Here is an 18,873-nt window from a genome sequence, read left to right on the forward strand (position 1 = left end):
GCTTTCCGTTACATCCTTGCCCGGGCTGACCTGCGGCGAAGCAAGAGCGCGATGGCCAAAGCCGGAAGTGCCGCCGCGGCGGCGGCGAGGAAGACGAACCGCAGCCCGGCGGACGCGGCGATCAGGCCGAGCGCCGGGCTGCCGAAGCCGAGCGCCACGTCGAGAAAGACGGTGTAGAGCCCCATGGCAAGGCCGCGGCTGCCCCCGGGGAGATGGGCGACCGCCTCGGTGCCGAGGCCCGGATAGACCAGCGAGTAGCCGAGCCCGGTCAGGCCCGCTCCGATTACCGCGACGAGCGGCCCCGGCGCCAGCCAGATCGATAGTAGGCCCGCCGCCTCGACCACCACGAAGATGGCGGCGACGCGGGCGCCGCCGAGCCTGTCCGGCAGGTGGCCGAAGCACAGCCTTGCCGCGATCAGCGATGCCGCATAGGCGGTGAAGGGAAGCCACACCGGATGCCAGCCGCGCTCGGCAAAGAGCAGTGCTGCGAAGGACAGGATCGCGCCATAGCCGAGGCTGCTGAGGGCTGCTCCGACGCCCGGAAGCCAGACCGCTTGCGCGACGCTCGTCCAGGACTGCGGCGCGGCGCTGCCGGCGGCCTTGACGCCGCGCATCGGTAGAGTGGCGAGCAGTGTTGCAAGGGGCAGGACCATTGTGGCAAGAGCGATCGCGGCGAAGCCCCCGGCTTCATAGAGCGCGGACCCGATCGGCGCGCCGAGCGCCAGCGCCGCGAACATTGCCATACCGATCCAGGCGATGACCTTGCCGGAGTTCTGTCCGCCGGCAAGCGCCAGGCCCCAGGCGACGCCGCCGGTGATGATGAAGCTCTCGGCGGCGCCCAGCACCGCCCTGCCGACGAAGAGCACCGTCGCGGACGCGGTCGGCTGAGCGAGCAAGGCCAGCGAGCCGAGATAGATAAGCCCGGCCAGCGCGGCGGCGACAAGGCCGACCACGACGGCGCGCTTGCCGCCACGCAGATCGGCATAGTTTCCGGCACCAATGCGCGACAGCAGCGAGGCGAGGAACTGGCTGCCCGTCACCAGCCCGACGGCGAACGGGCCGAAGCCGAGCCTGTCATGCAGGTGCAGCGGCAGGACGGGCAACGCCAGGCCGATGAGCAGGAAGCCGGCAAAGACCGCCGCCATGATCGGCAGCAATCTCGCCATCGTCCGGCTTTCATCGGCTGCAGTGCCCGTCGCGACCATCGCCGGCGCCTAGACCTCGAGCATGACCTTGACCGCGCGCCGCTCGTCCATGGCGCGGTAGCCCTCGGCGACCTCAGTCAGCGGCAGCTTGAGGTCGAAAACCTTGCCGGGCTTGATCCTGCCCTTGAGCACGCGCTCCATCAGGTCGGGCAGGAAGCGGCGCACCGGCGCCGGGCCGCCGAGCATGCGCTTCTGGCCGAAGAACAGTTTCTGGCTGTCGAAGCTCACGCCATGCGGCACGCCGACATAGCCGATGGTGCCGCCGGGGCGCGAGCAGGCCAGCGCCTGGTCGAAGGATTCGGCCGTACCGACGCATTCCAGCACCGAGTCCGCGCCGACGCCCGCGGTCAGTTCCTTGATGCGGGCGATGCCTTCCTCGCCGCGCTCGGCCACGATGTCGGTCGCGCCGAATTCGCGCGCGAGTTTCTGGCGGCTCTCGTGCCGGCTCATGGCGATGATGCGCTGCGCGCCCATCTCGCTCGCCGCGAGCACGCCCATCAGGCCGACGGCGCCGTCGCCGACGACGACAACGGTCGATCCTTGGCGCACCTCGGCCGCATCCGCCGCATACCAGCCGGTGCCGAGCACATCCGAGACGGCCAACAGGTCAGGCACCAGGTCGGCCGGCGGAACCTCGGAAGTCGCCACCAGGGTGCCGTCGGCCAGCGGCACGCGGGCATAAGGCGCCTGCGCGCCCGACATGAACTCGCGTTGCACGCAGGAAGACTGGAAGCCGAAGCGGCAATGCGGGCAGGTGTTGTCGGAGAGGCAGAAGGAGCCGACGACGAACTGGCCGGGGCGCACGTTGCGCACCTCCGCGCCGACATCGACGACGATGCCGCAATATTCGTGGCCCATATGCATCGGGCGATCGATCGGCTGCAGCCCACGATACGGCCACAGGTCCGAGCCGCAGATGCAGCTCGCCGAGAGCTTGATGATGGCGTCCGTCGGGCGAAGGATCTTCGGGTCCTCGATTTCCTCGCAGCGGATATCGCCGGGCTTATGAAGAACAGTTGCGAGCATTTTGCTTTCCTTTTCGTTCGATCGGTGATCAGGCGCGGTAGTCGGCGTCGCTGACATGTTCCAGCCAGTCCACGACCTTGCCGTCCTTGACCTCCTGGAGGGCAATGTGGGTCATGGCCGTCTCGGGAGACGCGCCGTGCCAATGCTTCTCGCCGGGCGCGAACCAGACGACGTCGCCGGGGCGGACCTCCTCGAGCGGCCCGCCCTCGCGCTGCACGCGGCCACGGCCGGAGACGACGATCAGCGTCTGCCCCAGCGGATGCGTATGCCAGGCGGTGCGGGCGCCGGGCTCGAAGGTGACCTGCGCACCCTGCACCCGGGCGGCATCGAAGGGATTGAAGAGCGGATCGATCCGGACCGTGCCGGTGAACCAGTCGGAAGGCCCCTTGCCGGACGGCCTCGTGCCAGCGCGAAGAATGTCCATGGTGATCTCCTTTGCGTTCTCACACGCGTTCGATGCGCAGCGGGAACTCGCCGCGTATGTGCAGGGCCTCTTCGCCCTCGTCGAAGCGGCCGAGCCTGATCAGCCCGGGATGGCGGTAGTCGGCGTAGAACATCGCCAGATTGCCCCAGGGCACGAAGTAGCAGAGGTCATAGGGCTGCTCGTTGCCGAACGGGCCGCTGCCCTCTTCGGTCAGCTTGCGCGGCAGATAGGCGATCTTCTCGTTACGCGCGTAGTCGTCGATCGTGAGATCGAGCGGCAGCATGGAAAAGAAATCGCGTGCCGAAGGATTGTCGTAGAGCGTGGCCGTCATGGTTCGGCCATCGAATGTCATTCTGATCTTCATGTCGGCGGGTTCCTGGCTGGCCGGGCCCCTGCCCTGCTGGCTGCGGGCGCGCCGCGGCAGGAGCGTTGATGCGAGCGCGGCGCCGAGCAATGCGCGGCGACTGAGCTTGGGATGGCCGGTCGTCATGGCACGGCCCTCCCGCCCATGCGCGATGCGGCGAACGCGGCGAGCGCCGCTCCGCAAAGCAGCGCCGCGCCGAAGGCAAAGGCTCCCCACCAGCCGACCGTGTCGAAAAGCGTGCCGCCGATCGCAGCGCCGCCGGTAATGGCAAGCTGGATGACGGCCACCTGCAACCCGCCGCCGGCCTCCGCGTCTTCAGGCAGCGTGCGGCTGAGCCAGGTGCCCCAGCCGACGGGCGCGGCCGTGCCGAAGAAACCCCAGACGAAAAGCAGCAGGGCCGTGGGAAGGGGTATTGCGCCGAGGGCGATGAGCGCGAGCGCAAGCACGGCCATGACCAGCGGAATGACGATCAGGATGCTGAACAGACGCGCGCGCAGCAGCCGGCCGATGCACCAGGTGCCGCCGACGCCCGCGAGCCCCATGACCAGCAGGATCGCCGAAAGCGTCGCGACGTCGACCTGGGTGACCCTTTCGAGGAAGGGACGCAGATAGGTGAAGAGCGCGAACTGGCCCATGAACAGCATCATGACCGATGCCATGCCGATGGCGACCGGAGGACGGCCGAGAAGAGCTAGGCTGTTGCCCGGCCGCTTTCGCCGGCGCGGCGGGAGCGGTGGCAGACTGAGCCACTGCCAGACGAGCGCCAGGAACCCGAGCGGCACGACCAGGAAGAACGCGCCGCGCCAACCGGCATAGGCCCCAAGCAGGCTGCCCAGCGGCGCGGCAATGGTGGCCGCGACGGCGTTGCCGGCGTTCAGCATGGCGAGGCCCTTAGGGACCTGCTCCTCGGGGACGAGGCGCATGACGATCGCGGTCGACATCGACCAGAAGCCGCCGATCGCCATGCCGAGCAGCGCGCGGCCGGCCATCAGGAACGCGTAGTTGGAGGCGAAGGTGACGGCAAGCCCGGACGCGATGAGAAGCACAGTGAAGCCGGTGACTACCAGCCTGCGATCGATGCGGCGCGTCAGGCCGGCGACCAGCAGGCTGGTCACGACAGCGAAAATGCCCGAAATCGAGATCGCCTGGCCCGCCCGACCCTCGGTGATACCGAGATCGGTCGCGATCGGCGACAGCAGGCTGACCGGCATGAACTCCGAGGCGATGAGCACCGAAACGCAAAGCGCCATCGAGAGCACCGCGCCCCGCATGGCGCGGTCTTCGACAAGCCTTGTGTCGTAAGTGGTTTCCATTCGGGGGCATCCTTGCAAGCGGGGCGCCGGAATCGGCCACGGCCGCCGCGACCTGCCCGGAAGATATTGCAGTGCAACCAATTCGATTAGAGCAGATAATCCGTATGGACTTATCGACCTGTGATATAAATCGACCAGGAGGTTCTCCATGCAGCGCGGCGACATGAAAGATTTGCTGTGGTTCCTGGCTGTCGCCCGGGAGCGCAGCTTCACCAGGGCAGCGGCGGAACTCGGCACGTCACAGTCGACGCTCAGCCACACCATCAAGCAGCTGGAAGCCCGCCTCGGCGTTCGCCTGCTTACGCGCACGACGCGAAGCGTGGCGCCGACGGAAGCCGGCGAGCGGCTCTACCAGTCGCTCGCCCCACGCTTCGAGGAGATCGAGGCCGATCTCGCGGGTCTGGTCGCCTTCCGGGACAAGCCCGCTGGCACGGTACGCATCACGCTGTCCGACCATGCGCTGGAGACGACGGTCTGGCCGAAGCTCGAGCCGATGCTCTGCGACTATCCCGACTTGCGCGTCGAGCTCTACAGCGACAACGGCATGCGCAACATCGTGGAGGAGCGCTTCGACGCCGGCGTGCGGCTTGGCGAGAGCGTCGACCGGGACATGATCGCGGTGCGGATCGGCCCCGACTGGCGGCTGGTGGCCATCGCCTCGCCGGATTATTTTTCCCGCCGCCCAGTCCCGAGGACACCGCAGGATCTGGTCGGGCATGACTGCATCGGCCTGCGGCAGGCGACGTTTGGCGGGCTCTATGCCTGGGAGTTCGAGAAGAAGGGCCGCGAGCTTCGGGTCCGGGTCGATGGCCAGCTGACCTTCAACTCGACCCTGCCGATGATCGATGCGGCGCTAAGCGGCTACGGCATCGCTTATGTCCCGGAAAACCTCGTCAGCCGCCACATCGCGGAGGGGCGGCTGACGCTCGTGCTCGACGATTGGAGCCTGCCCTTTCCGGGCTATCACCTCTATTATCCGAGCCGGCGGCAACTTTCTCCGGCGATGGCAGTCGTCGTCGAGGCGCTTCGGCATCGGAGTTGAGCCTGGGGCCGGGGGCGGCAAGAGCGCCGAGCAGTGGACGCTCATTGCAGGCTGAACTCGGCAATGCCCGACAAAAGATGCTTGACTCGCCCTGCCCCTTCCGGACAATTGTGTTGTCAGACATCTTACATACGAGAGGGAGGTTTCGTGAGGAGATTGATCGCTTGTTTCGCGCTGGCTGCCGGCGCGCTCGCATTCGTGTCGGCAGCGCGAGCGGGAGAAACCCTGGATCGCGTCACATCCAAGAAGGCCATGGTGGTCGCGACCAACAGCGGCTGGCCGCCGCAGAGCTTTCTCGACGAAAGCAACCAGTTGGTGGGTTTTGATATCGACGTCTCGAAAGCGATCGCCAAGCGTCTGGGCGTGGAGGTCAGCTTCGAGACGCCCGACTGGGCCACAATGACCGGCGGCCACTGGCAGGGCCGCTACGACCTCGGCGTCGGCTCGGTGACGCCGACCAAGGCCCGGGCCAAGGTGATCGATTTCGCCGGCATCTATTATTACAGCCCTTATGTTTATGTGGTCCACAAGGACAGCAAGGCGAAGTCCGTGATCGACCTGAACGGCAAGGTGATCGGTGTCGAAACCGCCACGACTTCGGAAGATTTCATCCGCCGTCAGCTGGAGATCGACGCTCCCGGCCTTCCGCCAGTCGAATACAAGCTGCAACCCGGCGAGATCCGGACCTTTGCCGATTCCATGCTGCCATTCGACGATTTGAGACTTGGGGACGGCGTGCGGCTCGATGCAGTCATCGCGCCCGAGCAGACCGCCCAGAACGCCATCAAGAACGGGTATCCGCTGCGCATTCTTGAGGGCGACTACGCCTTCCGCGAGCCGCTGGTGGTGATCGCGGACAGGGGTGACGCCGAGTGGACCACCAAGGTCGGCGGCATCATCGACGAGATGAAAAAGGACGGCACGCTCGCCACGCTGACCACCAAATGGTACGGCAAGAACTACAGCACCGACTGATGTTCTTCGCGGGCGGCTTTCAAGGCCGCCCGCTCTCATGCGATTCATCATGACCTATCCCGACACTTACTATCGCCGCACGCTTGCCGACGAGAAGGTCCGACCACCATTGGCGGGTCTGGCCGAATGCGACACGGTCATTGTCGGCGGCGGACTGGCCGGTCTGACGACGGCGCTGCAGCTGGCGCGCGCCGGGCGCGAGGTCGTCCTGCTCGAAGCCGAGCGCGTCGGCTTCGGCGCCTCGGGCCGCAACGGCGGCTTCGTCAGCCCCGGCTTCGCCACCGGCAGCGACAATATCGCCGCGATGGTCGGCGCCGCGGCAGCACAGAAGCTGCACCGATTGTCGATCGAAGGCGTCGAATTCGTGCGGCAGACGATCAAGGATCTCGACATCAAGACGGCAAAGCCTCGCCCCGGAATTATCGGCGTGCTTCGCCATGACGGCGGCGCCGAACTGAAGGCCCACGCCGAACGGCTGGCGCGGGATTTCGACTATCCGCTCGAATATCTCGAGCGTGACCAGGTGCGCGCGGTGCTGCAGTCCGAGCGCTACTATCAGGGCCTGCGCGACGCCAACGCCTTCCACATGCATCCGCTCAACTATCTGCGCTCCGTCGCCGAGGAGATCGAGCGGCTGGGCGGCAGGATCCACGAGGCGTCGAGCGCCGTCGAGGCGAGACTCGACGGCCCGCAAAAGACCATGCGCACAGCAAACGGCGAAGTACGCGCGCGGCGGGCGGTGTTCGCCACCGGCGGCTACACAGGACGGCTGCTCGGCCAGTTGAGGCGGGCCATGTTGCCGATTGCGACCTATGTGATGCTGAGCGAGGAGGCCCCGGAGCTCATCGCCAGCGCCATCGCGACGACCGACGGCATAGGCGATAGCCGCCGCGCCGGCGACTACTACCGGGTCGTGGAAGACGGGGGGCGGCTGCTCTGGGGTGGGCGCATCACCACGCGGGCCGCTTCGCCGGCGGCGCTGGCCTGGGAATTGCGCCGGGAGATGGTCGGAACCTATCCTCAGCTCGCTGCGCTCAAGACCGAACTCGCCTGGTCGGGGCTGATGGCCTACGCCCGGCACCTGATGCCCCAGATCGGACAGCTGCAGCCAGGCGTCTGGTATCTCACGGCGTTTGGCGGCCATGGCATCAACACCACCGCCATGGCCGGCAAGGTAGTGGCCGAGGCGATACTCGGCCAGTCGGACCGTTACCGGCTGTTCGAACGGTTCGGACTGACCTGGGCGGGCGGGCCGGTCGGGCTTGCCGCGGCGCAACTCACCTATTGGAAGCTACAGGCGCAGGATTGGTGGCGCGAACGCCCCCGCTGACCACAGGGAGATCGACAGGTGATCGGCAGACTGCTGCTCAATTATCCGGACGCCGCGCGTCGCATCGGCATGTGCCTGGCGCTCGCCGCGTTCGCTGCAGGCCTCTACGGGCTTGGCATCAAAGCCGACTGGATCGGCAAGCTGGTTCCGAGCTCCCTCGAATGGCTTGCCGCCAATCCCGCGGCAGCGCGAGGCGTTTCGGCGGTGCTGATCGCGCTGATCGCGGCGGCCAACTGGAAAGCCCTGCAGCAACTCGGGCGCAAACAGCAGATCGTGGCGGTGTGGATCGAGCTGTTCGTGCTGCTGATGCTGTTCTTCTATTCCTTCGACCTGTCGTTCTCTTTCATTGCCAGGAAGATCGGCTTCCTCGTCTCGCAGGGCGTGGTGACGACGCTCTACATCTCCGCCATTTCGATCGCCATCGCCACGGTCATCGCCTTCATCGGCGCCATAGCCAAGCTCTCCAAGAACGGCGTCGTCTATGGCCTGGCAACGTTCTACACTTCGCTGTTCCGCGGGCTGCCGTTGCTGATGCAGATCTACATCATCTATCTCGGCCTGCCACAGGTCGGCTACGTGATCGGGGCCGTGCCCGCCGGCATCATGGCGCTGTCGCTTTGCTACGGCGCCTACATGACCGAAATTTTCCGGGCCGGCATCGAAAGCATTCCGCGCGGCCAGACGGAGGGCGCCACCGCGCTTGGCCTCAGCCCCAACCAGACGATGTTCCTGGTGATCCTGCCGCAAGCGATGCGCGTTATCGTGCCCCCGACCGGCAACCAGTTCATCGCGATGCTGAAGGATTCCTCGCTGATTTCGGTGGTCGGCGTATGGGAGATCATGTATCTGGCGCGCACGCAGGGCCAGACCGAGTTCCGGCACATCGAGATGCTGATCACCGCCTCGATGATCTACTGGCTGCTGTCGATCGGGCTCGAATTCCTGCAGTCTCGCATCGAGGAACGCTTCGGGCGCTCGCTGAAGCGCTGAACTTCAGTGCGGCATTCCCTCCTGGGGGAAGCCGCCGAGATGGCAGCAGGTCAGCGCGGCGCGATCGCGGCCGCTTTCGAGACATTGCAACAGCGGCTTTTTGGCCAGCCAGGCGTGGAGAAAGCCGGCAATGAAACTGTCGCCGGCGCCGGTCGTGTCGACGACCTCGACCGGACGGATGCCGGTCTCGGCGCGCTCGCGGGCAGTGAACGCCATCGACCCCTCGGCACCGCGCATGACGACGGCGCAGCCTGCGCCGCGCGACAGAAGATCCGCCGCCATCGCCGCCGCGGCACCATAGGGTTCGCCGGTCGAGCAGAAGGCTACGCTCAGGCCCTCGACGCCGAGATTGGCCGGATCGGCGTTGACCGAAATGTCCTGCGAGACGCTGACGCCTGCCCGCGACAGGCGCCTGCGCAAGGCGCCGCCGTCATCCAGCCAGCCGATATGGACGTGATCCATCGCCTCCAGGATCGCAAGTTCGGCCTCGTGCGGCGCGTATCCGGCGCAGGCGCCGAAATCCTCGGCGGCGATCAGCCGCTCACCGGACGGCAACACTTTGATGTCGGTCCAGGCGGTGTTGCGGTCGCCGACTCGCAGGTGGTCGACCACGACCCGATTGGCTTCGAGCTCGGCGCGGGTGCGCTCGCCTTCGGCGTCGCGGCCGACGGCACCGAAATAGAAGCTCCTATTGCCAAGCCGGGCGAGCTGGACGGCGACGTTGAGCGCGTTGCCGCCGACCAGCGAGCGCCCGATCGGCAAGCCGAGGCGGTCAGTGCAATTGTCGCCGACGGCGGCAAATCGAAATTGAGCCGTCATATCCCCTCTGCTACGCCGCTAAAGGCAGGCGCTCAATAGGCTACGCGTTTGTAGTAGCGGCGCGTCGACAGCGGGTGGTTGCGGATCACCTCGAGATGAGCGCTGACGCGTTCGAGGGCGGTGGCCAGCACGACCGGCGAAACCAGCGCCCGCACGTCCGCAGAAATGCCGGGCAGTTCGAAGGCGGCCGTATCGAGCACCGTCGTCTTGTCCGTGTAGATAGCTGCGAAGTTCTCGACCCGCTCGGCCAGCGGCCGGGCGCTGTCCTCGCCCTTGAAGAGAACAACGCTCACGTCTTTTTCCACCAGCTCCAGCGTGCCGTGGAAAAAATCGGAGGCATGCACCGGACGGGTCCGGATCCATTGCATCTCTTCCAGGATGCACATGCCGTAATACCAAGCCTGCGGCCAGACGTTCCCGGCGCCGGTTATGATGTGATAGTCGGAGGCGGCCAGTTTTCGGGCGAAGTCGGCGGCTTGCTTTTCATAGCTCCGCTTCACCTCCAGCAGCAATCGCGGCAACTGCGCCAGCTCGGCGAAAATTCGTTCGGATTCGGCGAGCTCGCCGCGATGCTTCAGCACCGAAAGCGCGATGAACAGCGACTGGAGGTAGAAGGACTCGCAGGAGGTGTCGTCCTCAGCGAAGTTGACGAAGACGTGGTCCCCGCCCGCGCCGAGCGGCGTCTCCTCATGCCCGACCAGCGCGATCACCGTCGCTCCGATCTCCTTGATCCTAGCCAGCAGCGCCACGCTTTCCTTGGTGGTGCCCGAGAGCGAAGGCAGCACGACGATCGACTTCTCGGTCAGGTGCACGGATTGGGCAAGCTGCAGCTCGGCAGTGATATCGACGAAGGCGGGAAAGCCGGACCGGCGCTGCAGCAATTGCGCGGCCGGATGCATCAGAATCGCCGCGCCGCCGGTGCCGAGGAAGAAGATGTTTTGAGCCCCGCCGGCGAGACATTGCGCAACGGCGGTTTCGATGCGCTCCCGCAGAGCCACCGCCCCCGATTGAATGCGTACAAACCGGGCTTCGTCGAAATTGAGCATCGTTCCCTCGATCGCTTCTGTTGTAAGACAACTGACATCTCAATGAGCGCATTTCAAGAGAAATTTTGCGGACCGGCTTCGGTCCATTTGCGTATGCAGCAAAGTCAGGCGCCACGACATGCCCCGCTTGACCTAGCCGCGATTGTCCGACAACAAAAGGAGAGTTGGCACAATGGGGATAAAGGACTTGGACGAGCCGCTTCGCGATGCGCGCACACTGGCGGTCCAGCTCCGCGACCGCCTTGCCGACCTGATCAGAAGCGAGGGGCTCAAGCCCGGCGACCGGCTGCCGACCGAGTCGCAGTTGACGCAGCGCTTCCGCATCTCGCGCCCTGCCCTGCGCGAAGCGCTGAAACTTCTCGAACAGGACGGCGCCATTTCCGTCACCCACGGCCTCGGCCGCTTTGTCACGGCGAACTCTGCCGTGCAGGTCGACCGGCCGATCACCATGTTCGAAAGCGTGACCGACATGTCGCGTCATTATGGCTACGACACCATCAACAAGGTTCTGTCGATCGCCGAGGAAACGCCCGATCCGGTGATCCAGCAGCAATTGCGGCTGGCCGACGGAGAGCGCGTCATAAGGCTTGAACGGCTGCGGCTGCACAACGACGTGCCCCTGATCTACTCGCTGGATTACGTGCCGCGCGGCCTTTTGCCCGGCCGCCTTTTCGACATCGAATGGAGTGGTTCGCTGCTCGCGCTGTTGGAGAAAAACCGCCATCAGCCGCGTATGTCGGCCGCCTCGGTTTCAGCCGTGACGCTGCCGGACGAAATCGTGCAACGCAACGACCTGCGCGATTTCGGGCCGGCGCTGCTCATTACGGAAACCTGTTTCGATGCGACCGGGACACCGGTCGTCTATGCCGCTGTCTATCATCGCGGCAGCCATTTCGCCTTCAGCTTCGCAAGGCGGTGACGCCCAACGCCGGCGATTCGGGCCGGCGACGGCGGTGTTCGCCGGGACGCTGCCGCACAGCCTTCGAACAGATCCTCTGGTGCCGGCAGTTGCACGCTGCGTGGCGGTTAGCCCGGCAGCGTGTTGGCGCGCAGATGCTTGTCGGCCCCGGTGGATCACCTCCCCACCGGATCTCGACAACGCGTAGAGCTGTTCGCGGTGGCCCGGCAACGAGAAGCTCACGGAATCCCGGTCGGCGGGGCGCATTTGGCCTGCAGCAAACCTGAGCCCCCGACGAGCCGCCTATCCCGGATCCTAAATAGATTGCGCTCAGTCTCTAAATGGCATATAGATTTCGTACGCCATCTAAATATGGAGGCCGATCATGCGCGTGAGCCGCATTCAGGCTGAGAAGAACCGGCAGACCGTGATCGACGTGGCCAGCCGCCTTTTTCGGGAACATGGGTTCGACGGCATCGGCCTCAAGGATCTGATGAAGGGTGCCGGGCTGACCCAAGGCGCCTTCTACAAGCAGTTCGCGTCGAAGGAGGACTTGGTCGCACAGGCTTCCAGACGGGCGGTGGAGAGTACGGCTGCCCGATGGGCGACAGCGACCGCAGCCAATCCCAGCGATCCGCTTGGGGCGGTGATGGCATTTTACCTCAGCATGGGCCATCGCGAGCAAAGGATGGACGGCTGCCCGGTCGCGGCGCTCGGCTCGGATGCCGCCAGGCAGCGGGCCGAGGTGAAAGGGTCGTTCGAAGCCGGCATCAAGCAGTATCTCGAAATCATCGGCCGTTTGATCGCCGCGACCGACGTAGACGAGCCCAACAGCAAGGCCATGGCCATTCTTTCGACGATGGTCGGCGCGCTGACATTGTCGCGCGTCGTCAATGACCCCGACCTCGCTCGGGCCTTTCTGGATGCGGCCACCGAACAGGTTCGCGACGCGGTCAGGGCTTGAACGGCGCCGGACTGACGACCGGGATTGATAGGAGAATGGATGCGACGGATCGTTGTAACGGGCATGGGCGCGGTCACGCCGCTTGCGGCGGATGTCGAGACGTCCTGGTCGCGTCTCCTGGCCGGCCGCTCTGGTATCCGCAGGCTCGCGGACGACGTGGTGGAAGATTTGCCGGCGAAGATCGGCGGCGTGGTTCCCTCCCTGGAAGAAGATCCCGAAGCCGGCCTCGATCCGAACGCTTTCCTGACTCCGAAGGATCAGCGTAAGGTCGACCGCTTCATCCTGTTCGCGCTGGCCGCAGCAGAAGAGGCGCTTGCCCAGGCGAGATGGAAACCGGCCTTGGAAAAGGATCGGCTTCGCACGGTGACGATCATCGCTTCAGGTGTCGGAGGTTTTCCCGCCATCACCGAGGCTGTCCGGACCGTCGACCAGCGCGGCGTTCGGCGCCTTTCGCCGTTCACGGTGCCATCTTTCCTGGTGAACCTCGCGGCTGGCCACGTCTCGATCCGCTACGGCTTCAAAGGCCACATCGGCGCACCGGTAACCGCATGCGCCGCCGGCATCCAGGCGATCGGCGATGCGGCCCGCATCATCCGCGCCAATGAGGCCGATGTCGCTTTGTGCGGCGGCACCGAGGCATGCATGAACACCGTCAGCTTGGGGGGCTTCGCAGCGGCACGCTCGCTTTCGACCTCCTTTAATCACCGTCCCGATCAGGCCTCTCGTCCGTTCGACCTGTCGCGGGACGGGTTCGTCATGGGCGAAGGCGCCGGCATCCTGGTCATCGAGGAATTGAGCCATGCGCTGGCTCGCGGCTCGAAACCGCTCGCCGAGGTCGTCGGCTACGGCACCACGGCGGATGCCCATCATGTCACTTCCGGCCCCGAGGACGGCGATGGCGCGCGACGCGCCATGGAGATCGCGATTGCCCAGGCCGGCATCTCGCCACGCGAGATCCGCCACCTCAATGCGCATGCGACCTCCACGCCGGTGGGCGACCTGGGAGAAATCGAAGCGATCAAAAGGGTGTTCGGCGCGGATTTCTCGATCGCCGTCAGCGGGACCAAGTCGGCGACCGGACACCTGCTCGGCGCTGCCGGCGGGCTCGGCGCGATCTTCACGATATTGGCGCTCAGGGACCAGGTGGCGCCGCCAACCCTCAATCTGGGCGCGCCCGATCCGGCCGGCGACGGCATAGACTTCGTCGCGAACCAAGCCCGGCCAATGGAAATGGACTACGCGATCTCCAATGGTTTTGGCTTCGGAGGTGTGAACGCCAGCGCGCTGTTCCGGCGCTGGGACGGACAGGCATGAACGGTCGAGCCGCTCCCTGGCTGAGGCTTTTGTTTCGGCCTTCCGATTTCCCCACTCCAGCCGCAAGAAAGTGATCTCATGGAAAAGACCAATCCTGGCGTCGCCCTCGTCACAGGCGCATCCTCGGGCATCGGGCGCGCAACAGCCGCAGCCCTCCGGAACGCGGGCTTTCGCGTGTTCGGAACCAGCCGTCGCGCGATCTCCGAACAGTCCGACGGCGTTACCATGCTGACCGGCGACGTGACCGACGACGCGTCCGTATCGAAGCTGGTCGAAGAGGTGCTGGCCGAAACCGGACGCATAGACCTGCTCGTCAACAATGCCGGCATCGGCCTGCTTGGCGGCGCGGAGGAATCCTCGACTGCGCAGGCTCAGGCGCTGTTTGCTGTCAATGTCTTTGGTGTCATCCGGATGACCAACGCGGTGCTGCCGACAATGCGACGCCAACGGAGCGGCAGAATCGTGAATTTGAGTTCCGTGCTGGGCCTGATTCCGGCTCCCTATTCCGCTCTCTATGCGTCGACCAAGCATGCGATCGAAGGCTATTCAGAATCGCTGGACCATGAACTGCGCTCGTTCGGAATTCGCGTGGTGCTGGTCGAGCCCGCCTACACCCGCACGTCGTTTGAAGAAAATCTCGCAAGGCCCGATCAGTTGCTGGACATCTATGGCACCGCGCGCGCCGACATGGATGTGGTTCTGCGGAAAGCCATCGAGACAGGCGATGCGCCCGAGATCGTGGCCAAGACGGTCTTGCAAGCGGCGACCGCCTCCGTTCCACGGAGGCGCTATGCTGCCGGAAAAATGGCTCGCCAGATCAGCTTGCTGCGCCGTTTCGTTCCCGAATCCGCCTTCGACAAGAGCCTGCGAAAGCAAAACGGCCTGCCGGCCTGATATCCAAGTCGCCGACAGGGTCCTTCGAGGCTCTCTGACACAGGAGTTGGGCAGCCGCAGCCGCCCACCCCCTTAGGCGGCGCTGCCGGTTCGGCGCGACGGGAGTTGCCCGGGATCACAGGCGGCCCTTGCGGCGGCAGAGGTGTCGAAATGCCTCGGCTCGAAGGCCAGCGCATCGTGCATGGGAAGCGCTGCCGAGAAGAGGAAGCCCTGCCCGATCATGCAATCGAGCGAGCGCAGGATCAGCCGATCGGCGTCCGTTTCGACCCCCTCCGCCATGACCTCTATGCCAAGCGTTCGTCCGAGATCAATGACCGCCTTGACCAGCGCCTGATCTTCCACGGACTTGGCCAGATCGCGAACGAAGTCCTTGTCGATCTTGATCTTGCGGATCCGACTGTCCTTCAGCGAAACCAGGGTCGAAAAGCCGGTGCCGAAATCGTCCAGCACGATCGATATGCCCGCGTCCGCCAGGCGTTCCAGCTTTTCGTCGACCCGGGCGCGATCCACGGGCGCCTCTTCGGTGATCTCTATCTCGAGCATGGCCGCGGGGACATTCCTCGTCTTCAGGATGTCCAGCATCATATCGTCGACATTGCCTGCCTCGAGCTCACGCGGGGACAGATTCATCGCAACGCGCACATCCTGGCGCCCTTTCCTCGCCAGTTCCTCGATCATGGAGCAGCAATTGAGAAAGACCTTCTCCGTCAGCAAGGAAAGCAGACCGGTTTCGCGTGCCGCTGTCACGATCTCCGGCGGGGGAATGGCGCCGTGAACCGGGTGCTGCCACCGCAGCAGCGCTTCGAAGCCGGCGACCGCTTGCGTGTCCAGCCGCACGATGGGCTGGAACCATGAGCAAAGCGTGCCTCTCTCGATGGCTGCGCGCAGGTCGCGCTCGATGCAGTGCTTGCGTTCGAGCCCGTGATCGAGCTCGGCATCGAATAGGCAGTATTCGTTCCTGCCGCTGCGCTTGGCCGCGTAAAGCGCGAAGTCGGCGCGCAGCAGCATCTCCGTCAGTCGCGGTGTCTCCGATACGTAGATACCGATCGAGGCGCCGACACGCACCGATTTCAATGCCGGATCCGGATTGGCGATGGCCGCGATGATCAAGGACGCAAGCTCGTCTATCGAGTGCTGCGAGCTTGCGACGGGAAAGAGCAGCACGAACTCGTCGCCGCCGATGCGCGCGATCGTTGCCCCCGGCGGCGCGTGGTTCTCTATCCTGCGCGCGACCCGGACCAGCAGGTCGTCGCCGATATTGTGACCATAGGTGTCGTTGACGGATTTGAAGCCGTCGAGATCGATCAGCATGGTCACGAACGGACCGTCGGAAAAACCCATCTCGCCGATTGCGTGCTCGAGCCCGTGCCTGTTGAGCAAGTTCGTCAGCGGATCGCACCTGGAGTTTCGTTCCATCCGGGCTGCGAACGCCCTCGCCTCGTATTTGAGGCGGCTCGTCTCCTTGAAGCGGGTCTGCCCGAGCAGCGAGCTTCTGATCATGCCTCCAAGAAAAAGCAGGACCGTGAGGCCGAGGACGTAGTTCTCGATATTGCCTTTCGCCAACACGCATCCTGCGGCGATCAGAAGCGGCAATGTCAAGAAGTTGATCGAAGCCGGCGCGTATGACGCACCATAGGTGACCGAACCGGCCGACAGGCCGGCGAGCACGATCAGATAGAGCGGCGCCTGGGGAGTGGTGTATCCATCCGACAGCACGGCCAGAAAAGACCAGGCGATGCCCGATGCCAGGGCCAACAGCCCGTAAACGGAAAGTCGCGCATCGACCGGCCTCGACCGGCCATCGGGCCCATTAAAGGCAATTTCCGGCTGGGTGAGGGCCAGTCCTATGCGGGCGCCGTTGATGATGGTGACCGCCACAAACCACAGCGCCGCCGCCGGGCCACCGCCCGAGAGCATCTGCACGGCCAGGATCAGGGCCGAGAGAACGGTGCCGATGGGCATCGAGATGAAAAGGCCCTTCTTCAGGTCAGCGAACTGATCCCGCAGAATTCCCGCTTCCACGGCTTCGCTTTGCCCCTGAAGGGCTGAACCTGGGCCGGGCTGGTCGGAATTTCTCATGCCTAGTGGCTAAACGAGCGGAATGAAAATCGCGTTAAGGATTTCAGCGACTTACGCCGCATCAGTCATAGGCGAGCGCGACGGTCCGGCCCGCCTCCCCATCGGGGTCGAGGCTGTCCACAACTCCAGCCGAACGGACTGTTCCCCACGCTGCCTCTGCGCTTCGATCTACCCCGGTGTGGCGGGAGTTTGCGAAAATCTTTGGGTCCGTTTGGAAACCGATCTGACGAAACTCCATCAAATCATTCGTCGGCCGCTACGGTCACCAAAGGATGGGTGTCGATGTCGTGACAGGCCTCGAACTTTGCCCATCGACTGGCGCAAAGCAGGCCAGGCGATCGTTGATTTGCCCAAACCAGCGTCGGGAGTCAGTCTGGCTCGGTCGGACTCCAATCGAATAGCGCAGGGAGAAAGAAGATGGCTCAAGACCACTCTAAATCGAACGGACCGGATCTGGCCCAAGGCATTGCGCTAGCCGACCTTGCCGATGGCGCAAAGCTGGTCGGTCACTGTGGCGATGAACAGGTGCTGTTGGTGCGCCGCGGGACAGAGGTCTTCGCAATCGGAGCGGCGTGCACGCATTATGGCGGGCCGCTGGTCGACGGTCTTGTCGTGGAGGATACCGTTCGATGTCCGTGGCACCACGCCTGCTTCGATTTGCGCACCGGCGAAGCCGTGCGTGCGCCTGCGTTCAGTCCACTCGCCTGCTGGTCGGTGGAACAGCGCGGCGATCGCATATTCGTGGGCGAGAAGCGCAAGCGAGCGGCTCAAACGCCCGGCAGCGGAGGCGCTGGCCAGTTTGCCGGCAGAATCGTGATCGTCGGAGGCGGCGCGGCCGGTTTCGCAGCCGCCGAAAGACTACGGCGCGAAGGCCATCAGGGCAGCATTGTCATGCTCAGCGACGACGAGGCGCCGCCCGTCGATCGCCCCAACCTTTCCAAGGACTACCTCGCCGGCAAGGCGCCGTCGGACTGGGTTCCGCTGCGTCGGGAAAGCTTCTATGCCAAGAACGGCATTGATCTGCGCCTCAAAGCCAGCGTCGCCGACATCGATGTCCGGTCCGGCGAGGTCGTGCACGCAGACGGGAACCGAACTGCCTACGACCGTTTGCTGCTTGCTACGGGAGCCGAACCGGTCCGCCTCACGATCTCGGGCGCCGATCAGCCACAGGTCCATACGCTGCGCTCGCTCTCCGACTGCTGCACGATTATCGAGGAAGCCAAGACGGCCCGCAGCGCCATCGTGCTGGGCGCCAGTTTCATCGGCCTCGAGGTTGCCGCGTCCCTGCGTGCGCGGAACATCGAAGTTCATGTCGTCGCGCCCGACGAACGGCCGATGGAGCGGGTCCTCGGGCCGCAGATGGGCGACTTCATCCGCAGCCTCCACGAGCAAAATGGCGTCGTCTTTCATCTCAAGGACACCGCGACCGCCATCGACGGCACGAACGTGCAACTGAGCAGCGGCCTTACGCTGACCGCGGATCTCATCGTCGCTGGCATCGGCGTGCGGCCGCGGCTCGGGCTTGCCGAAAAGGCTGGGCTCAGGCTCGACCGCGGCATCATGGTGGACGCCTTTCTGGAGACGAGCGCGCCGGGCATTTTCGCGGCAGGCGACATTGCGCGATGGCCCGATGCCCACTCCGGCGAAAACATCAGGGTCGAGCACTGGGTGGTCGCAGAAAGGCAGGGACAGACGGCAGCTCTGAACATGCTCGGACAGCGCGAGAAATACACTGCCGTGCCGTTCTTCTGGAGCCAGCATTATGACGTCCCGATCAACTACGTTGGACATGCGGAGCGATGGGACAAGATCGCGGTGGAAGGCGACATCGCCGCCAAAGATTGCCTCCTGCGTTTCAAGCGCAAGGGACGCACACTGGCGGTCGCCTCGATTTTTCGCGACATCGAAAGCCTGAAGGCCGAATTGGAGATGGAACGCCAGAGCGCTACCTGATGAAGCATGCGGAGGCCGCTTAGCGCAGCGCACGCACGGAGGCGGCCGGCGTCGGTCTGCAATGCGCTCAAATCCGACATCCGACCGGAACGGCCGACCGCTGCAAATGTGATGCAGTTGAGGACCAAAGGCCGTTTTGCCGTTTCAGACGGCCTGGCGAAGGCTGATTTGCCGCCATGCGATCGGCGGTACCAATCGCCTACGAAAAGCAACAATGCGATGAAACCTTTCAGGGCT

The 18,873-nt window shown here is 64.7% G+C and carries 17 protein-coding genes; 9 read left to right on the top strand and 8 right to left on the bottom strand.

What is annotated here, in order from left to right:
* Nucleotides 1-8: 8 nt before the first annotated feature.
* Genes A9K66_RS07685 through A9K66_RS07705 form a run of 5 tightly spaced genes read right to left on the bottom strand, consistent with a single transcriptional unit; the run spans nt 9 to nt 4,332 of the window.
* On the bottom strand, nt 9-1,205 hold the full coding sequence (locus A9K66_RS07685; protein ID WP_067321842.1) for an arabinose transporter: 1,197 nt from the start codon (nt 1,203-1,205) through the stop codon (nt 9-11).
* Nucleotides 1,206-1,214: 9 nt separating this feature from the next.
* A complete protein-coding gene (locus A9K66_RS07690) occupies nt 1,215-2,231 on the bottom strand; it encodes a zinc-dependent alcohol dehydrogenase family protein (RefSeq protein ID WP_067321844.1) in 1,017 nt (338 codons plus the stop codon).
* Nucleotides 2,232-2,259: 28 nt separating this feature from the next.
* Nucleotides 2,260-2,655 (bottom strand): cupin domain-containing protein, encoded by a 396-nt coding sequence (locus tag A9K66_RS07695; protein ID WP_067321846.1) that lies wholly within the window; start codon nt 2,653-2,655, stop codon nt 2,260-2,262.
* A 19-nt stretch (nt 2,656-2,674) separates the two neighbouring features.
* On the bottom strand, nt 2,675-3,145 hold the full coding sequence (locus A9K66_RS07700; RefSeq protein WP_067321849.1) for a cyclophilin-like fold protein: 471 nt from the start codon (nt 3,143-3,145) through the stop codon (nt 2,675-2,677).
* Entirely contained in the window at nt 3,142-4,332 is a 1,191-nt protein-coding gene (locus tag A9K66_RS07705) for an MFS transporter (protein ID WP_067321852.1), read from the bottom strand. Before A9K66_RS07705 ends, A9K66_RS07700 begins: the two co-directional genes overlap by 4 nt.
* 148 nt (nt 4,333-4,480) lie before the next feature.
* Between A9K66_RS07705 and A9K66_RS07710 the strand changes: the two genes are divergently transcribed.
* The 4 genes from A9K66_RS07710 to A9K66_RS07725 all read left to right on the top strand — a co-directional run bounded on the left by A9K66_RS07710 (nt 4,481) and on the right by A9K66_RS07725 (nt 8,669).
* On the top strand, nt 4,481-5,374 hold the full coding sequence (locus A9K66_RS07710; protein WP_067321853.1) for a LysR family transcriptional regulator: 894 nt from the start codon (nt 4,481-4,483) through the stop codon (nt 5,372-5,374).
* 147 nt (nt 5,375-5,521) lie between these two features.
* A complete protein-coding gene (locus A9K66_RS07715) occupies nt 5,522-6,349 on the top strand; it encodes a transporter substrate-binding domain-containing protein (protein ID WP_067321861.1) in 828 nt (275 codons plus the stop codon).
* A gap of 49 nt (nt 6,350-6,398) precedes the next feature.
* Nucleotides 6,399-7,679: an FAD-binding oxidoreductase gene (locus A9K66_RS07720; protein WP_067322030.1), complete on the top strand. Its 1,281-nt coding sequence runs from the start codon at nt 6,399-6,401 to the stop codon at nt 7,677-7,679.
* Nucleotides 7,680-7,697: 18 nt separating this feature from the next.
* Nucleotides 7,698-8,669 carry an amino acid ABC transporter permease gene (locus A9K66_RS07725; RefSeq protein ID WP_066993007.1) on the top strand — a complete coding sequence of 324 codons (972 nt, stop codon included), beginning with the start codon at nt 7,698-7,700 and terminating at the stop codon, nt 8,667-8,669.
* Nucleotides 8,670-8,672: 3 nt separating this feature from the next.
* Here the strand turns inward: A9K66_RS07725 and A9K66_RS07730 are convergent, their stop codons facing one another.
* A complete protein-coding gene (locus tag A9K66_RS07730; protein ID WP_067321863.1) occupies nt 8,673-9,488 on the bottom strand; it encodes a PfkB family carbohydrate kinase in 816 nt (271 codons plus the stop codon).
* Nucleotides 9,489-9,520: 32 nt separating this feature from the next.
* Nucleotides 9,521-10,534: an SIS domain-containing protein gene (locus A9K66_RS07735; protein WP_067321871.1), complete on the bottom strand. Its 1,014-nt coding sequence runs from the start codon at nt 10,532-10,534 to the stop codon at nt 9,521-9,523.
* Between the two features lie 187 nt (nt 10,535-10,721).
* On the opposite strand from A9K66_RS07735, the gene A9K66_RS07740 reads away from it, so the two are divergent.
* The 4 genes from A9K66_RS07740 to A9K66_RS07755 all read left to right on the top strand — a co-directional run bounded on the left by A9K66_RS07740 (nt 10,722) and on the right by A9K66_RS07755 (nt 14,604).
* Entirely contained in the window at nt 10,722-11,453 is a 732-nt protein-coding gene (locus A9K66_RS07740) for a GntR family transcriptional regulator (protein ID WP_067322033.1), read from the top strand.
* A gap of 364 nt (nt 11,454-11,817) precedes the next feature.
* Nucleotides 11,818-12,396, top strand: coding sequence for a TetR/AcrR family transcriptional regulator (locus tag A9K66_RS07745; RefSeq protein ID WP_067321874.1), 579 nt, complete (start codon nt 11,818-11,820; stop codon nt 12,394-12,396).
* 39 nt (nt 12,397-12,435) lie between these two features.
* The gene (gene fabF, locus A9K66_RS07750) at nt 12,436-13,710 is read left to right on the top strand and encodes a beta-ketoacyl-ACP synthase II (protein WP_067321876.1); all 1,275 of its coding nucleotides are present in this window, start codon (nt 12,436-12,438) and stop codon (nt 13,708-13,710) included.
* A 78-nt stretch (nt 13,711-13,788) separates the two neighbouring features.
* Nucleotides 13,789-14,604: an oxidoreductase gene (locus A9K66_RS07755; protein ID WP_067321878.1), complete on the top strand. Its 816-nt coding sequence runs from the start codon at nt 13,789-13,791 to the stop codon at nt 14,602-14,604.
* Between the two features lie 72 nt (nt 14,605-14,676).
* Here the strand turns inward: A9K66_RS07755 and A9K66_RS07760 are convergent, their stop codons facing one another.
* Nucleotides 14,677-16,626, bottom strand: a complete 1,950-nt coding sequence (locus A9K66_RS07760) for a GGDEF domain-containing phosphodiesterase (RefSeq protein ID WP_245307426.1) — start codon at nt 16,624-16,626, stop codon at nt 14,677-14,679.
* Between the two features lie 474 nt (nt 16,627-17,100).
* Between A9K66_RS07760 and A9K66_RS07765 the strand changes: the two genes are divergently transcribed.
* Nucleotides 17,101-18,636 (top strand): FAD-dependent oxidoreductase, encoded by a 1,536-nt coding sequence (locus A9K66_RS07765; protein ID WP_067321883.1) that lies wholly within the window; start codon nt 17,101-17,103, stop codon nt 18,634-18,636.
* Nucleotides 18,637-18,873 lie beyond the last annotated feature (237 nt).

Source organism: Mesorhizobium sp. AA23 (assembly GCF_001672435.1).
GTDB lineage: Bacteria > Pseudomonadota > Alphaproteobacteria > Rhizobiales > Rhizobiaceae > Mesorhizobium.

Excerpts from the sequence above, each read along its gene's own strand:
- A9K66_RS07685 (WP_067321842.1), bottom strand. The coding sequence starts at position 1,205 with ATGGTCGCGACGGGCACTGCAGCCGATGAAAGCCGGACGATGGCGAGA.
- A9K66_RS07690 (WP_067321844.1), bottom strand. The coding sequence starts at position 2,231 with ATGCTCGCAACTGTTCTTCATAAGCCCGGCGATATCCGCTGCGAGGAA.
- A9K66_RS07695 (WP_067321846.1), bottom strand. The coding sequence starts at position 2,655 with ATGGACATTCTTCGCGCTGGCACGAGGCCGTCCGGCAAGGGGCCTTCC.
- A9K66_RS07700 (WP_067321849.1), bottom strand. The coding sequence starts at position 3,145 with ATGACGACCGGCCATCCCAAGCTCAGTCGCCGCGCATTGCTCGGCGCC.
- A9K66_RS07705 (WP_067321852.1), bottom strand. The coding sequence starts at position 4,332 with ATGGAAACCACTTACGACACAAGGCTTGTCGAAGACCGCGCCATGCGG.
- A9K66_RS07710 (WP_067321853.1), top strand. The coding sequence starts at position 4,481 with ATGCAGCGCGGCGACATGAAAGATTTGCTGTGGTTCCTGGCTGTCGCC.
- A9K66_RS07720 (WP_067322030.1), top strand. The coding sequence starts at position 6,399 with ATGACCTATCCCGACACTTACTATCGCCGCACGCTTGCCGACGAGAAG.
- A9K66_RS07730 (WP_067321863.1), bottom strand. The coding sequence starts at position 9,488 with ATGACGGCTCAATTTCGATTTGCCGCCGTCGGCGACAATTGCACTGAC.
- A9K66_RS07735 (WP_067321871.1), bottom strand. The coding sequence starts at position 10,534 with ATGCTCAATTTCGACGAAGCCCGGTTTGTACGCATTCAATCGGGGGCG.
- A9K66_RS07745 (WP_067321874.1), top strand. The coding sequence starts at position 11,818 with ATGCGCGTGAGCCGCATTCAGGCTGAGAAGAACCGGCAGACCGTGATC.
- fabF (WP_067321876.1), top strand. The coding sequence starts at position 12,436 with ATGCGACGGATCGTTGTAACGGGCATGGGCGCGGTCACGCCGCTTGCG.
- A9K66_RS07755 (WP_067321878.1), top strand. The coding sequence starts at position 13,789 with ATGGAAAAGACCAATCCTGGCGTCGCCCTCGTCACAGGCGCATCCTCG.
- A9K66_RS07765 (WP_067321883.1), top strand. The coding sequence starts at position 17,101 with ATGGCTCAAGACCACTCTAAATCGAACGGACCGGATCTGGCCCAAGGC.